This is a genomic window from Sphingobium bisphenolivorans, assembly GCF_000412635.1.
GTDB lineage: Bacteria > Pseudomonadota > Alphaproteobacteria > Sphingomonadales > Sphingomonadaceae > Sphingobium > Sphingobium bisphenolivorans.
Genome location: NZ_ASTG01000011.1, coordinates 29137 through 45165, shown reverse-complemented (window position 1 = coordinate 45165; position 16029 = coordinate 29137). Strand labels below are relative to the sequence as shown.

General features: G+C 64.6%; 12 protein-coding genes. 6 read left to right on the top strand and 6 right to left on the bottom strand.

Annotated features, from left to right (window positions below):
* Window positions 1–55 precede the first annotated feature (55 nt).
* A complete protein-coding gene (locus tag L858_RS0109950; RefSeq protein WP_022683001.1) occupies window positions 56–1330 on the top strand; it encodes a PAS domain-containing protein in 1275 nt (424 codons plus the stop codon).
* Window positions 1331–1657: 327 nt separating this feature from the next.
* A complete protein-coding gene (locus L858_RS0109945; protein WP_022683000.1) occupies window positions 1658–6319 on the top strand; it encodes an NAD-glutamate dehydrogenase in 4662 nt (1553 codons plus the stop codon).
* Window positions 6320–6446: 127 nt separating this feature from the next.
* Here L858_RS0109945 and L858_RS0109940 read toward each other — a convergent pair whose 3' ends face one another.
* Window positions 6447–7370 carry an MlaA family lipoprotein gene (locus tag L858_RS0109940; RefSeq protein ID WP_022682999.1) on the bottom strand — a complete coding sequence of 308 codons (924 nt, stop codon included), beginning with the start codon at window positions 7368–7370 and terminating at the stop codon, window positions 6447–6449.
* Between the two features lie 262 nt (window positions 7371–7632).
* Between L858_RS0109940 and L858_RS0109935 the strand changes: the two genes are divergently transcribed.
* The 4 genes from L858_RS0109935 to L858_RS0109920 all read left to right on the top strand — a co-directional run bounded on the left by L858_RS0109935 (window position 7633) and on the right by L858_RS0109920 (window position 10715).
* Window positions 7633–8277 carry a PepSY-associated TM helix domain-containing protein gene (locus L858_RS0109935; RefSeq protein ID WP_022682998.1) on the top strand — a complete coding sequence of 215 codons (645 nt, stop codon included), beginning with the start codon at window positions 7633–7635 and terminating at the stop codon, window positions 8275–8277.
* A gap of 16 nt (window positions 8278–8293) precedes the next feature.
* The gene (locus L858_RS0109930; protein WP_022682997.1) at window positions 8294–8827 is read left to right on the top strand and encodes a DUF2271 domain-containing protein; all 534 of its coding nucleotides are present in this window, start codon (window positions 8294–8296) and stop codon (window positions 8825–8827) included.
* A gap of 14 nt (window positions 8828–8841) precedes the next feature.
* Entirely contained in the window at window positions 8842–9735 is an 894-nt protein-coding gene (locus tag L858_RS0109925; protein ID WP_022682996.1) for a DUF4198 domain-containing protein, read from the top strand.
* A 107-nt stretch (window positions 9736–9842) separates the two neighbouring features.
* On the top strand, window positions 9843–10715 hold the full coding sequence (locus L858_RS0109920) for an FAD:protein FMN transferase (protein WP_022682995.1): 873 nt from the start codon (window positions 9843–9845) through the stop codon (window positions 10713–10715).
* A 2-nt stretch (window positions 10716–10717) separates the two neighbouring features.
* Here L858_RS0109920 and L858_RS0109915 read toward each other — a convergent pair whose 3' ends face one another.
* The 5 genes from L858_RS0109915 to phbB all read right to left on the bottom strand — a co-directional run bounded on the left by L858_RS0109915 (window position 10718) and on the right by phbB (window position 15999).
* A complete protein-coding gene (locus L858_RS0109915) occupies window positions 10718–11401 on the bottom strand; it encodes a Fe2+-dependent dioxygenase (RefSeq protein ID WP_022682994.1) in 684 nt (227 codons plus the stop codon).
* A 7-nt stretch (window positions 11402–11408) separates the two neighbouring features.
* Window positions 11409–12179 carry an energy transducer TonB gene (locus L858_RS0109910; RefSeq protein ID WP_022682993.1) on the bottom strand — a complete coding sequence of 257 codons (771 nt, stop codon included), beginning with the start codon at window positions 12177–12179 and terminating at the stop codon, window positions 11409–11411.
* A 179-nt stretch (window positions 12180–12358) separates the two neighbouring features.
* Window positions 12359–14923 carry a TonB-dependent receptor gene (locus L858_RS0109905; protein WP_022682992.1) on the bottom strand — a complete coding sequence of 855 codons (2565 nt, stop codon included), beginning with the start codon at window positions 14921–14923 and terminating at the stop codon, window positions 12359–12361.
* Between the two features lie 63 nt (window positions 14924–14986).
* The gene (locus L858_RS0109900; RefSeq protein WP_022682991.1) at window positions 14987–15277 is read right to left on the bottom strand and encodes a ribbon-helix-helix domain-containing protein; all 291 of its coding nucleotides are present in this window, start codon (window positions 15275–15277) and stop codon (window positions 14987–14989) included.
* Window positions 15277–15999 (bottom strand): acetoacetyl-CoA reductase, encoded by a 723-nt coding sequence (gene phbB / locus L858_RS0109895; protein WP_022682990.1) that lies wholly within the window; start codon window positions 15997–15999, stop codon window positions 15277–15279. Before phbB ends, L858_RS0109900 begins: the two co-directional genes overlap by 1 nt.
* Window positions 16000–16029: the final 30 nt, after the last annotated feature.

The following is a 16029-nucleotide window of genomic DNA, read 5'->3' as shown; positions in this document are numbered from 1 at the left end:
CTGTGGCAGTGTCGATTCTGCGTAAGGACCTTTTTATCTGGACTAGGATCGATCGATGGACAGTTTGCGGGGGCATGAGATCGCCCATCAGGAGGACGATTTCGAGGCTGCCGGTGACGTCGCGCTCGACACGCCGCCTGCCATCGGGTCGGATGAGCGCCGCATGCAGGTGCGCGCCTATAATTATTGGGCGTCGCTGCTGGGCGAGCGCAACCTGCCTTCGATCGAGGATCTCTCGCCCGACCAACTGGAGGATTTCGGTCCCTATAGCGTGCTGCTGGACTTCAGCACCGGCATCGACAATCCCGCCATCGTCTATCTTGGCGCCGCTCTGCGCGAGGAGTGCGAGATCGGCAGTGCCATCCGCTATATCAACGACGTGCCGAGCCGTTCGCTGCTGTCGCGGCTAACGGATCATTATCTTCAGATCATCGCCAATGCTGCGCCGATCGGCTTTGAAGCGGGCTTCCTCAACCAGCGCGGCGCCGAGATTCTCTATCGCGGCATCTTGATGCCCTTCTCCTCGGATGACGAGACGATCGATTTCGTCTTCGGCGTCATCAACTGGAAGCAAGTGGTTGCCCGCGATATCGGCGAAGAGATCGACCGGGAAGTAGAGGCGGCTTTGCGTGCCGCGCCGCCCTCCCCGCCCGTCGCGCCGATCTGGGCCGATGGCCCTGCGGCCGATGAGTTCGAGACGCCGCTCGACCTTGCCGGCATGGAGAGTCCGGCCGACGATGCGCCGTTGGAGGAATGGCTTGCGCTCGCCCGCGACAGCGCCGAGCAGGCCCGCACCAGCGAGGCACGCAGCCATACCGCGCTCTACCGCGCGATCGGCCTTTCCTACGACTTCGCGCTGGTCACAATCGCCCGGCCGGAGCAATATGCCGAACTGCTCGCCGATGCGGGCATGAAGGTGCAGGCCCGCGCGCCAATGACGGCCGTGGTGAAGCTGGTCTTCGGCTCCACCTATGACAAGACGCGCATCACCGAATATGCGACCGCGCTCGATCATGCCCGCGCGGCGAACATTGAGCTCGGCACCTTCGGCGACTATCTGGGCCGGTATGAGGGCGGGCTGAAGGCGCTGGTCCGGGACGAGCGCGCACAGCGCCGGACGAGCGCGCCGGCGCGCCCGGACCGCCAGCAGACCGCCCGCAGCGCGATGAAAACCGCCGCGGCGCTCGATCCGCTGTCGATCGCGACGGACGGCGATGGGCTTGCGGTCGTCATCGCGCGGCGGGAGAGGGACGGCGCCCTGTCCATCGTCGGCGCGCTGCCGGAAGGGTCCGACCTCGGCCAGCGCGTGATCGTCGCCGCCGCCACATAGGTTTTTCTCATCGCTGGACAGCCCGGCTCGGCACGAATGGCCGCGTGGTGCAAGAAGAACGGGATCATGGGCTGGCGCCGATTGTTATGCCTATGACATCCATCCTGCATGCGGCGCTGCATCGTTATATTTCAACCGGGCGTAACTTAATTTCTCCTCTCGTCTTGAGCCCTCCAAAGCTGTGGCGCATAAAGATGGCGATAGCAAAGCCGGCAATTTCCGCGAAGCGGGAAGACTTGCCGGCTTGAGAAGTCGCACGGCGGCATCCCGGCGCCTTCTCGGTTCAAGCAGAAGCGGACGCGCGTCCGCGCTGGAAGAGGTTGCATAATGACGGCGATGGCTGAGTCCAAGACGAAGGAAGTCGATCACAGCATCAGGGACGCGCTGCAGGCAGCGCTCGCTCGCGGCGCGCTGCCGGGAGAAAGTGAGGATTTCGGAAGCGAAGCGGTCATGCAGGCGGCAGCCTTTCTGTGCCGTACCGCCAACACGCGCCGGCCCGGCCATGTGGCGATCGCAATGGAGACGCTCGGCGAAGGGGCGACCGGGCGCTACATGCGGATCGCGCTCATCAACGACGACATGCCGTTCCTGGTGGACAGCATCGCCAATGCATTGGCATCGGCCGACATCATCATCCATCGCCTGCTCCACCCGATCCTGTCGGTGGAGCGTGACGGCAATGGTCATCTGAAGACGATCCTTGAAGACGACGCCCCCGGCGCGCGCCGGGAATCGATGATCTATATCGAGGCGGATCGAGCGGACGCCAAGGCCCGCCGCGCGCTCGAAAAAGCGCTGCAGGAAACACTGGCCGACGTGCGGGCAGCCGTTACCGACTGGCCGAAGATGCGCGATGCCATGGCGGCAGATGCCGACGCGATCCCGGACGAGGAAGGGGCGGCGCTGCTGCGCTGGTTCCTGGCCCGCCACTTCACGCAGGTCGGCCATGAACGGCGCCAGCGCGACGGGACGGCGCAGGGCGGCCTCGGCATCTGCGGCCGCCGCGACAAGCCGCTGCTCGCCCCCGCCTCACTCGAAGCCGCGTTCAACTGGTTCGAGGAAGGCAAGCGCACGCCGCTGATCATCAAGTCCAATCATGTTTCGCGGGTGCATCGGCCGGTGCTGCTCGACCTCATCATCGTTCCCGTGCGGGAGGGGAAAAAGGTTGTCGCCCTGTCGATCCATAGCGGCATGTGGACCAGCGCTGCGCTCGCCGCGACCCCCGACAAGGTGCCGCTGCTGCGCTCCGCCTTGTCGGCGTTGATGGACAAGTTTGCCTTCGATCCCCACGGCCATGCGGGCAAGGTCCTGACCCATGCGCTGACGGCCCTGCCTCATGACATATTGATCGGCTTCGACCGGGAGACGCTGGAGCGGCTGGTGCTGACCTTCATGTCGCTGACCGACCGTCCCCGGCCCAAGCTGGTGCTGGGAACCAGCGCGCTGGAACGGCACCTCTACGCCTTCGCCTGGCTCCCGCGCGAGGAGTTGACGACGACGCGCCGCGTGGCGGTGCAGGACATGCTGAGTCAGGCGTGCAACGGGCCCGTGCTCAGTTGGTCGATCGCGCTGGAGGAAAGCGGCCTTGCCTTGCTGCGCATCACGCTGGATCTGCGCGACGGCGGCATCGTGCCCGACGAGCAGCCGCTCGACCGGCAGCTCAAGCAGATGTTGCGCGGCTGGCAGCCCGCTGTCGAGGAAGCGCTGGCCCAAAGCGAGGAAGCGGGGCGCGCCGCCACGCTGGCGCAGCGTTATGCGGCGGGCTTCCCGATGGGCTATCGCAACGGCGCAGGGCCGGCAGAGGCGGCGATCGATATTCGCCTGCTGCACAGCCTGTCGGCACCGGGCGATAAATCCATCCGTATCTACCGCAATGAGGAAGACGCGCCTGACCGGCTGCGGCTGAAACTCTACAGCCATGACGCTATCGCCCTGTCGGAAGTGGTGCCGGCCTTCGAGAATTTCGGCTTCCGCGTGATCGATGAAATGATGACGGCAGTGGAGAGCGGCACGCTCGGCCATGTCCAGCGCTTCGTGCTGGAGCTTCCGGGCGGCGGTGATGCGGAGCGGGTGATCGCCCGGGCCGCCATCGTCACCGAAGCGATCGCGCAGGTCGTCGAGGGCGTGGCCGAGAACGACCGCTTCAACGAGTTGATCGTCATCGCCGGGCTGGAGCCGCGGGCCATCGTGCTGCTGCGCGCCCTGTTCCGCTATCTGCGGCAGACGGGCGTGGCCTATGGCATGGCCACCTTCGCCGAGACATTGCGGCGCGAGCAGGCCATCGCCCATCACCTGGTCGAGTTGTTCGAAGCGCTGCACGATCCCGATGCCAAGGACGGCGCAGCACGCGCCGCGGCCGCGAAACTGGAGATCGAGGCCGGACTGGAAAAGGTCACGGCGATCGATGAGGATCGCGTGCTGCGCCTGCTGCGCGCGGTGATCACCGCGACGCTGCGCACCAATTTCTACAGTGACGCGGCTAACGAAGCGCTCGCCTTCAAGCTCGACAGCGCCGTCATTCCCGGCCTGCCCTCGCCGCTGCCCTGGCGCGAAATCTGGGTCTATAGTCCGCGCGTTGAGGGCATTCACCTGCGCGCTGGACCGGTCGCGCGCGGCGGACTGCGCTGGTCCGACCGGCGCGACGATTTCCGCACGGAGATCCTCGGCCTCATGAAGGCGCAGCGCGTCAAGAACGCCGTCATCGTGCCGACGGGCGCGAAGGGCGGTTTCTATCCCAAGCAGCTTCCCGATCCCCAGGCGGACCGCGACGCATGGTTCGCCGAAGGCACCGAAAGCTATCGTATCTTCATCCGCTCGCTGCTGTCGGTCACCGACAATATCGTCAAGGGTGAGATCGTGCATCCGGCCAGGGTCGTAATCCATGACGGCGACGATCCCTATTTCGTCGTCGCCGCCGACAAGGGCACGGCTACCTTCAGCGACGTCGCCAACGCGCTGGCGCTGGAGCGCCATTTCTGGCTGGGCGACGCTTTCGCCAGCGGCGGGTCCAACGGCTACGACCATAAGGCGATGGGCATCACTGCGCGTGGCGCGTGGATCAGCGTGCGGCGCCACTTCGCCGAGATGGGCGTGGATGTGCAAAGCCAGCCGATCACCGTCGTCGGCTGCGGCGACATGTCGGGCGATGTGTTCGGCAACGGCATGCTGCTGTCCAAGGCGATCAAGCTGGTCGCCGCCTTCGACCACCGCCACATCTTCCTTGATCCCGATCCCGATCCGGCGAAGAGCTGGAAGGAACGCGATCGCCTGTTCCAACTGCCGCGCTCCAGCTGGGAAGATTATGACAAGAAGCTGATCTCCAAGGGGGGCGGCGTCTTCCCCCGCAGCCTCAAGAGCATCCCGCTGACGCCGCAGGTGCAGGCGGTGCTGGGGGTGACGGAGACGGAGATGGAGCCAACGGCCCTCATCGCCGCCATCCTCAAGAGCCCGAACGATCTGCTGTGGTTCGGCGGCATCGGCACCTATGTAAAGGCGGCCGCGCAGAGCCATGGCGATGTCGGCGACCCGGCGAACGACCGCCTGCGCGTCAACGCCGAACAGCTGCGCGTCAAGGTGGTGGGCGAAGGCGCGAACCTGGGCGTCACACAGGCGGCGCGCATCGCCTTTTCGCTGCGGGGCGGGCGGATCAACACCGACTTCATCGACAACAGCGCGGGCGTCGATTGCTCCGACAATGAGGTCAACATCAAGATCGCGCTCAACAAGGAAATGGCGGAAGGCCGCTTGTCCTTCGAGGATCGCAACGCGCTGCTGGTCAGCATGACAGATGCGGTGGCCGACATCGTGCTGGAGGACAATCGCCTGCAGGCGCTCGGCCTTTCGATCGCCGAGGCAGGCGGGCCGGACGATCTGGCAAGTTATGTGCGCCTGATCGAGACGCTGGAGGAAGACGGCCGCTTGGACCGGCAGGTGGAGGGCCTCGCGGCCAACGACCAGTTGCTGCGCCGGGGTCAGGACGGACAGGCCCTCACCCGGCCGGAGCTGGCGGTCCTTCTCTCCACCGCCAAGCTCGCGCTGCAGGATAAAATCGAGCATGGCAATCTCGCCACTGACCCCAGCATGGGCGCGGAGCTCGCCGCTGCCTTCCCGCCTGCGATGCAGCAGAAGGAGGGCGACGCCATCGCCGCGCATACCCTGGCGCGCGAAATCATCGCGACCAAGGTGGCGAACCGCATCATCAACCGCATGGGCCTCATTCACCCGTTCGAACTGGCGGAGGAGGAAGGCTGCTCGCTCGCGGACCTTGCCAGCGCCTTCCTGATCGCGGAGCGGCTCTACGGCATCGGCGAGCTATGGGCGCAGATCGACGCGGCCGAAATGCCGGAAGTGGCGCGCCTGGCGTTGTTCAGCGACGTAGCGAGCGGCATGCGGGCGCAGATCGCTGATATCTTGCGCAGCCTGCCGGCCGGCACCCTGCCGCAGCAGGGTCATGGCGTCCTTGCCAAGGGCGTCGATACGCTGGCGCGGCAGGTCGATGACCTGCTCACCAGCGAAGCGCTGCGCCGGGTCACAGCGGTAACGGACCGCCTGCTCTCGCTCGGCGCGCCCGAGGCGCTGGCAAGGAGCACAGCCGGCCTGTTCAAGCTGGACGGCGCGGTCGGCATCGCCGCGCTCGCCGGGCGGCTGAAGCTGGATGAGGTCGCGCTGACCCGCGCCTTTACCCATTTGGGTGAAGCGGTCGGCATCGACTGGGTGCAGTCCACCGCCGCACGCATGGCGCCGTCGGACCCGTGGGAGCGGCTGCTCATCTCCGGCGTGGCGCGGGACATGCAGCAGGTGCGGCTGGATTTCCTGAGCCAGGCCAAGGGCAAGGACATCGCCACCCATGTGGACGAATGGCTGCAGCAAAAGGCTGCGCGCATCCAGCAATTCCGCAGCCTCGTCCAGCGCGCCAAGACCGCCGCAACGCCGAATGTGGCGATGCTGGCGGAGATTGCCGGTCAGGCGCGGGCATTGCTGGGGCGGTAGGAGGTAGACATGTGCTCCTGCTTTCGCAGGAGCATGGATGCCAATTTCCATTTGCCCTGAGTTTGTCGGAGGCGAAGGCGTTCAGCCGAGCCTTTGACAGCTTAGGGCGAACGGCGGGAGAGCCGGCCTACTCGCCCTCTTCCGGCGCGACGTTGACCGGCACTTCGCCCATTCTGCGCCCGTAGACCGGCGTCACGCCTTCGACCGTGCGGCCGTGCAGCGCCTCGATCTCCGCCTTGCGCTGGTTCAGATACAGTTCGCGATAGGCGGCATAGGGGTCGTCCTGCTTGCGGATCTGCTGCACCGTATCGTCGAAGGCCGCCCGCTCGCCCAACTGATTGAGGATCGTCGCGGGGATGACATAGGCAGGCTCGGTCAAGGGCTTCCCGATCGCGAAGGGCACGATCATCTTGTCCACCGTGTCGCCGATGATGTCCCGCAGCGTCGTCGGCCCGACGATCGGCAGATACATGTACGGCCCCGGGCCGACGCCGTAGAAGCCGAGCACATTGGCCAGGCCATTGGGCCGATAGGGCAGAAAGAAGGGCTTGCGCTTCGCGACGTCGAACAGCCCCGCAACGCCAAGCGTCGTGTTTATGGTGAAGCGGCCCGCCGTCTCGAAGGCCTTCCCCGGTTTCAACTGGAGCAGATAGGCGGCGAACACCACCGGCTCCTGGAGATTGGCGAAGAAATTGCGGAAGCCCTTGCGCACGGGCCTTGGCAATCCCTTTTTATAGGCCTTGGCGACCGGCTCCACGACCGCCTTGTCGACCGACTGTACCGCCTGAAAACTCTTGGCGTTGAGATTTTCGAACGGATCGCCGGGCGGTGCTCGCTCTGCGCCAGTCACGACGATGTCGTCGCCCTGATCGGCTGGCGCCTCGGCAGCGGGCGGCGGCGAGGACGGCGATGGTGGCGGCGCAGACCCATACAGCGCAATCGCCGCGCTTTGCGCATCGACGACGGGCACGCCCTGCGGCGAGGCAGCCCCCGTCGGCAGCGGCTGCGCGCCCATCATCATCATTCCCGCGGCAATGCCCGGCAGCAGCATGGTCCAGTCCCCTTTCGCGACCCGTCACAAGGCATGACGGTTTGGCGGGCGATTTCCGTGACCTGCCCGGCGAAGCGCGGCTAATCAGGATGTTCACCCCCGTCAATAGAGGGCGGCAGAGGCTGCGGCGAACCGACGCAGCCGGGCCATCACCCTTCGGTCCGTACATTTTGTTACAAATTCGGCAGGCGATCAGAATTGCAATTGCGAGTCGTTCGCGTTACCGATCCACCTCCTTTCCCGGGGATTCGTTCCGCTTACCATGCACGCGCCCGTCCGCTCTCAGCCGCAAAAGAAGAAAAGCCCGAAGGCCTTCTGGCTGAAGCAGCTTCACACCTGGCATTGGGTGAGCAGCGCGATCAGCCTCATCGGCCTGCTGCTGTTCGCCTTTACCGGCATCACGCTGAATCATGCCGCGGATGTCGAAGGATCGCCGCGGACGGTGGAGAAGTCGGCTACTCTGCCTGCGCCCCTGCTGAAGCAGGTGGCTCCTGATGGTGCGCCCGACAGCAAGAAGCCACTGCCCGCCGCCGTGGCGCAATGGGTTGAGAAGGCGGTGGGCGCAAATGGCACGGGCGAGGCGGAATGGTCCGCCGATGAAATCTATCTCGCCCTGCCCCGGCCCGGCGGTGACGGCTGGGTCAGCATCGACCGGCAAAGCGGGCAGGTCAGCAGCGAAGCCACCAGCCGTGGCTGGATCAGCTATCTCAACGACCTGCACAAGGGCCGGAACACCGGCACGGCGTGGAAATGGTTCATCGACATATTCGCGGTCGCCTGCTTCCTCTTTGCTCTTACGGGCCTTTTGCTGCTGCAACTTCATGCGAAGAAGCGGCCCTCCACATGGCCGCTGGTCGCCATGGGGCTCGCGCTTCCGGCGATGCTCGCCATCATCTTTATCCACTAAGGGGAACCATCCGGTCATGCATGATCGCTACAAACTGATTCTGGGCAGCGGCGCGGCGCTGGGTGCGGCGGGCGCGGCAGCGCTGCCGGCGCAGGCGCAGACGATGAACGTCACCGTCAACATCCCGCGTCTCTCCGTCGCCGAATATCACCGCCCCTATGTGGCGATCTGGCTGGAGAAGGAAGGGGCGGCACCCCGCACCCTTTCAGTCTGGTATGATGTCGACAAGGCGAAGGGCGAAGGCACCAAATGGCTGCGCGATGTGCGTCAGTGGTGGCGCGTATCGGGCCGCTCGATGAGCTTCCCCGCCGATGGCGTGTCGGGCGCGACGCGCGCGCCTGGCGACCAGAAGATCGCCTTCACCGCCGGGCGCGGTCCACTGGGCCAGCTTGCCGCCGGCAATTACACGCTGGTGGTGGAGGCAGCGCGCGAAGTGGGCGGCCGTGAACTCGTCCGGCTGCCCTTCGCCTGGCCCCCCAAGCCCGGTGCTGTGGTGCGCGGCAAGGGCAATAGCGAATTGGGGGCGATCAGCCTCGGCTTCGGCAAGTGAAAAGGGGAATATCGATGAAAGCCAGATATCTGATCGCGGGAGCGCTTGCCGCCCTGACGCTCTCCGGCGCGGCGCAGGCGCATCGCCAGTGGATGCTGCCATCTTCAACCACGCTGTCGGGGAACGACAGCTGGGTGACGGTGGATGCCGCCGTGTCCAACGACCTTTTCTATTTCGACCATACAGCGATGCGCACCGACAATGTCGCCGTGACGGAGCCGGACGGCGCGCTCGGCAAGATCGAAAATGCCGCGACTGGCAAATATCGCTCGACCTTCGATGTCCACCTGACCAAGCCCGGCACTTACCGCATCGCCAATGTGTCGACCATGCTGATGGGCAGCTATACGCTGGATGGCGAGGAGAAGCGGCTGCCGCGCGGCACGACCAAGGCCAATCTGGCGCAGGCGATCCCTGCCGGCGCCACCAATATCCAGACCGCCGAAGCGGCCAACCGCAACGAGCTTTTCGTGACCCTGGGCGCGCCCACCACGACGATCTTCAAGCCCACAGGCACCGGGATCGAACTGGTCCCGGTCACGCATCCCAACGACCTTGTCGCGGGCGAGGCGGCGACCTTCCAGTTCCTGCTGAACGGCAAGCCCGCCGCCGGTCTGAAGGTCACGGTGATCCCAGGTGGCAATCGCTACCGCGACGCGCTGGGCCAGCAGGACCTGACCACCGACGCGAACGGCAAGCTGTCCGTCACTTGGCCGCAGCCAGGCATGTATTGGCTGAACGCCAGCACTGGCGGCCGTGAAGGCGGGCCCGGCGAAGGCGCGCCGGGTCAGGCCGCGAAGCAAACAGCCGGCGGTAAGGGACCTGAAGGCGCCGCGCCGCAGCGCCCTGCCGGCCCGCTCAAGGATCGCGCCTCCTATGTTACGACGCTGGAAGTGCTGGCGCTCTGAGCGAGCCGCGCCCTACCCTGCGCATCGCCATCCCGCCCGGCCTCTCGCCTGACCAGTTCGCAGGCCGAAACCGGTGGGGGCGGATCGATGACCTTAGCGGGCCGACCATGGGTACAAGCTGGTCGGCCCGCATCGTGGGTGCCCCTCCCGCCTGTGGACAGGCGATCGAGGCAGTCCTCTCCCGCGTCATCGCGCAGATGAGCAATTGGGAGGCGGATTCCGACATCAGCCGCTTCAACCGCACGCCGGTGGGACAGTGGATGGAACTGCCGGCCGAGATGGGGGGCGTCTTGCGCGCGGGGCTGGAGATGGCGCGTCTGTCAGGCGGGGCGTTCGATCCGGCGGTCGGCCGGATCGTCGACCACTGGGGTTTCGGCCCGGCCGGGGTCACCCCGGCCGCCACTATTGCGAGTCACGCCGCCCCATGGACCGCGATCGAACTGGAAGGCGGACGCGCGCGGCGGCTGGCCGATGTGACGCTTGACTTTTCGGGCATTGCAAAGGGCTATGCGGTCGACGCGGTGGCCGCAGCCCTGCGCGATCTGGGCACGGCCAACTTTCTCGTCGAGATCGGCGGCGAGCTTGCGGGCCAAGGCATCAAGCCCGATCTTCAGCCCTGGTGGGTCGATGTGGAGGCGCCGCCCGGCCTCCCCCTCCCCACGCTCCGCATCGCGCTCTGCGGCCTTTGCGTGGCGACCTCTGGCGATTACCGCCGCTTCCGGGAAGAGGGCGCGACCCGGCTCTCCCATAGCATCGATCCCGTCACAGGCGCGCCGATCGCAAACGACGTCGCCTCCGTCACCGTGCTGCATGAAAGCGCCATGATGGCCGATGCTTGGGCGACGGCGATCACCGTGCTCGGCCCCGAACGGGGCATGGCCCTCGCCACGCGCGCAGGCCTCGCCGCCCGGCTGATCCGTCGCGTCGGGACCGCCGGTCAGGAATATATGACCCCTGCCCTCACCGCGATGCTCGACTGAAATCAGGCGTCGGACCAGCGGCGCAGCAGATTGTGATAGACGCTCGTCAGGCGAATGACCTGCGCATCATCATGGCCTCGATCGACCGCCAAAGCCTGAATGCTGCTGTCGAGGTCGAACAGCATCTGGCGCGCCCCGTCGTCGCGCACCATCGACTGAATCCAGAAGAAGCTCGCCACGCGCCGACCCGATGTCACCGGCTCGACGCGATGCAAAGAGGATGAGGGGTAAAGTACCGCATGCCCCGCCGGCAGCTTCACCCGCTGTACGCCGAAATTGGTTTCGACGGTTAGTTCGCCGCCCTCATAGGCTTCGGCCTCTTCCAGGAAAACCGTGATCGACAGATCGGAGCGCAAGCGAAAACCAGAGCCCTGCTGGATGCGCACCGCATTGTCGACATGGGTGCCAAAGGCCTGCCCGCCCGCATAGCTGTTGAACAAAGGCGGAAAAATTTTGAGCGGCAGCGCGGCGGCGATGAACAGTGGGGAACGGCCAAGCGCCTCCAGCACGATCTGCCCGGCCTGTTGGGCTTCCGGCGCATCCTCGGGCAACTGAAGGTTACGCTTGGCAAGCGCCGATTGATGGCCGGAGGTGATATTGCCGTCGACCCACTGCGCCGCATCGATCAGGGCGCGCACTTGGGCCACCGCCCGGGCGTCCAGCAGGTCGGGAATGACCGTCAGCATGCTGCCGTCACGCGCCGCGAAGAACGAAGGGGATTTCGACGATGCCCTTTACGCGGACCGGCTGACCGTCGCGGACCACCGGCTTCCAACGCCAGGTGCGGATAGCGTCGCGGGCTGCGTCGTCCAGCCGGTTGAAGCCGCTGCTCTGCGCGATGGCGAGGCTCTCGACCGCTCCGTCAGTGCCCAGGATCAGCGACAGGACGACCGTGCCCTGCTCGCGCTTGCGGCGGCTTTCGGTCGGGTAGCGCGGCGGCTTGCCCGCGATCATCTGGGCACTCAGGTCGCCGGCCTGCACCGTGCTGGGTCCAGCGGCAGGCGCAGCGGGCGCACTGGCAATCGGGCCAGGGCTCACGCTCTTGGCGGCAGGGGCCTGGATCGGCTGAGGCTCGGGCGCGGTGGCGATCGGGGCCGGCGGAACCGGCACTTGCACCAGCGGCGGCGGAGCGATGACCTGCGGCTGCGAGGGCGGAGGGGGCGGTGCCTCTTCAGCGGGAGGCGGCGGCGGCGGAGGCGTCAGGTTCACGACCGACAGTTGAGCCTCGCGCACCCGCTGCACATGGTGCCGGGCCTGGACGACAACCGCGATCAGCGCGGCGTGAACAAGAAGGATGAGGAGAATGGCCGGCAGGTTCGGACGGCCATGCTGACCGTAACGCGAGAACGCGTCCGGAACAACGGACACGAGGGCGCTCGGCTGAAGGGGAAGAACGGGCGCCGAGGTCGGAAAGTCGGACGATGCATAATCATCCGCAACGAACTTTTCCGCTGTACCGAGCATGCATGTTCCCCTTTACGGCCGCAGCCTGCGGCGCAAGCAGATAACGCGAATCATAATGCGAATCAATCGCACGCTTTGCAGTTCCGCGAAGGACCGGACGGGCGGCAACCCGAGGAGGAGGATTATCGCCGCCCGCCCGCTTCCCCCGGCAAGGGACGGATGCCGGGGGATAGTCGCGTTCAGAAGATATAGTTGAGGCTGAACACCGCCGAGCGCGTCGGGGCGGGCTGAGCCCAGCTGTTGCCGATGCTGTTCCGCACCGTCGTCACATATTTCTCATTGGTGAAGTTCTGGACATTCACCTGGGCCTTCAGATTTTCGGTGATCGGATAAGACGCCATGAACCGGTGAATGGTGTAGCTCGGCACATAATAGGCGACATAATTGCCTGCGGTGAGTTGCGCCAGGGTCGGCTGATTGAGCAGGAAGCGGCCCTGATAGGTCAGGCCATAGCCCAGTTCCAGCCCGAAGCCGAAGCGATAGGTCGTGAAGAGGCTGCCCGAATGTTTGGGCGTGTTGGTTAGCGCATAACCGGCCGTCGGATCGAGGAACGTGGTGCTGTTCGCGCAATTGCCTGCCACGGTGCTGGTCGAGCCGGGATTGGCAAGACAGTAGTCGGACACGCCCTGCCTGATTTCGCTCTTCAGGTACATGTAGTTGGCGGAGATCGTCCAGTTGCTGGTGATGTTGCCCGACGCGCCGAAGGAGATACCCTCCACCCGCTGGTGCCCATCCGTCGCCTGGTCCGGCAACAGCGGATCGCCCGATAGAACCTTGATCTGGTTACGGTCGTTGCGGAAAGCGGCGAGGGTCAGCAGCAGCTTCTTGTCGAACAGGTCGGCCTTGGCGCCGATTTCGTAATTTTTGGTGGTTTCCGGCTTCACATTGCAGGTGCCGCTGCCCCCTGCCGCATTGACAGCGGTGCAGGAGCCATCGACCGACGCCTTGGACGGCAGTTTGGAGTTGCCATAGGCGATGTAGAGGCTGGTGTCGGGCGTTGGCTTGAATACGGCGCCGACGCGGTAGGAGAAGAGATTGTCGTCGGTGCGCGGCAGGTTGGCCACCGTCGTCGGCTGACCGAGCGTCGGAGAACCGCCGACCGTGTCATAGCTGAAGGTGCGGCTGAGGCCCTTCACCTTCTCGTAGCGGATACCGCCGTTGATCTCGAACCAATCGCTGAACTTCATCGCGTCGAACAGATACGCGGCATAGCTGGTCTGTTCGCCCTGATTGTGCGTGCCAAGGATGAAGTTGACCGGTCCGACATAATTGTTGCTGCCATAGACGCGCGGGAGACCCGTGGTCGCAGCAGGGCCCGCGATCACGTCGCCCGGATTGGCGATATTGACGAGCGGAAGATAGAAGCCCAGGCTTGCCCCAGCATTATAGGCTGGATTGGCCGTGCCAGCGCCTGTCGCCGGCGCGGTGAACGGCGCGGCATAGGGGTCGAAGCCATTGGCGGTGCGGCCGATGAGGCCGGCGCGCTGATTATATTTTTCCCACAAAGCCGATGCACCCAGCACTAGGGTGTGCCCGACACCGGCCGTCTCGAAGTCGGCGCTGAGGTCGATCTGGTTATAGGCCGTCTCGTTGGTGATGAAGCGCTGGTTGCCGCGCCCGCCCGTCGGAACATAATAGCCCACGGGGATCGTCAGCGTCTGCCCGGCGGCGGTCGTGCCGATCCGCTGGGTGCAGGCGCCGCCCGTATCCGGATTGAACCCGCCCGCCGTGCCATTGTCGAGGCAGAAGACGCCGTTGGGCTGGCTGGTCACCGTATGCTGGCGGATATGTTCATAGCGCGTGAGGTTGCGGATCTTCACGCTGTCGCTGAATTCATGGCTGAAGATGGTCTGGAGCGACTTGGTCTTGCTGTCCTGACGATCGAGATTGGCGTAGCCATAATAGCCTGAGCGGTCGAAGTCATCGGTGATGCCGCCCAGTGCCGGGAAGTAGCGGATGCCATATTGCGGCATCGCCTTGTCGTCCAGATATTCGCCCTGGAGGGTCAGGCTGGTCGGGCTGTCGATGCCGATCGTGATGGCGGGCGCGATCCCCCAGCGCTTGTAGTCCTCCACATCGCGGCCGGGCACGTCATTCTCATGATAGACGGCGTTCAGGCGTACGGCGATCAAGTCATTGACGCGGTGGTTGGCATCCACCGTAGCACGATAATAATTGTCGGTGCCGACACCAGCGTTCAATATCGTCTGATCGTCTGCCAGCGGCCGCTTGGTGACGAGGTTGATCGTGCCGGCGACAGAGCCTCCGCCGTTCATGACCGAATTGGCGCCGTTGGTGACTTCGACCTGCTCGATATTATAGACTTCGTTGCGGTTTAGAAAGGCGCCCGAACGCACGCCATCCACGGTCACGTCATTCTTCGCGTCCTGTCCGCGCAGGATGATGCGATCGCCATAGCCAAAGCCACCTTCGCCCGCACCGAAAGTGATGCCGGGCACGGTCGAGAGCACATCGCGCAAGGTGAGCAGATTCTGCTGCTGGATCGTTTCCTTGCCAATCACCGTGATGGTCTGCGGCGTGTCCAGCAGCGGACGGACATATTTCGGAGACTCCGCCTTCTCGACCTTGACGGTGGGTTCATCGAGCGCCGTGTCGGTCACCGTCATGCCGCCGAGCTTGGCGGCGGGCGCCTCATCCTGAGCATGGCCCGGCGCGGCGAACGCGATAGCGCTCACGCAGCCGAGCGCCAGGAAAGACGGTATCGATCTGGAACTGCTGGACATCAAGCTTAACCCCTTTCGTTATCTCAGGGCGGCAGCTATTGAGAGTCGTTCGCAAAGTCAATGCTATTGCGAACAGTTATTATTTTTGGCTTGCTGCGCGAAGAGCCAGCAGCGTATCGCGCTTGCTAAATTGGGCGGGTGCGGGGCCCCTAATCGCGCAACATCGATGCGCGCGATGAGGGCGTTAAGGGGCAAGCCCTCCCGCATCGCTATGGTGCGGAGGGCCTGCCAAAATATCGGCTCAAGGCTGATGGCGGTCTGATGACCAGCGATGGTGACGCTGCGCTTGACGGGCGGAGCGAAGGGCGGTGCCTCCGGCGGTGGGACGCCATCGATTCTACCGCCATCTTCCATCAATACATGTGCTGGCCGCCGTTGATCGACAATGTGCTGCCGGTCACGAAGCCGGCCTCTTCGCCGCACAGGAAGGCGACGCCGCGCGCAATTTCCTCGGCCTGACCCAGACGGCCGACCGGAATCTTGGCAACGATCTTCTCCAATACCGGCGGCGGGACAGCTGCCACCATGTCGGTGTCTATATAACCGGGTGCGATGGCATTGACCGTCACCCCATATTTCGCGCCTTCCTGCGCCAGAGCCTTGGTGAAGCCGTGGATGCCGGATTTAGCCGCGGCATAGTTTACTTGCCCATATTGGCCAGCCTGACCATTGATGGAGCCAATGTTGACGATGCGCCCCCAGCCCCGCTCGCGCATGCCGTTGAAAGTGGCCTTCGCCATGTTGAAGCAACCACCGAGGTTGATACGCATCACCTCGTTCCAGTCTTCAAAGCTCATCTTCGCCAATACGCCGTCGCGAGTGATGCCGGCATTATTGATGACGATGTCAATTGGACCAAGGTCTTCAGCAACTGCGGCGCAGCCGTCAATGCAGGCCTCATGATCACCGACATCCCATTTGAAAGACTTGATCCCTGTTCTCTCGGAGAACTGCCGCGCCTTTTCCTCATTTCCCGCATAGTTGGCAGCCACCAAGATACCCATATCCTTGAGGGCCAGACTAATCGCCTCGCCAATACCACGCGTTCCGCCTGTGACGACTGCAACCTTGCTCATGATAGCCTCTCCTCAAGACAAGAACGGGAA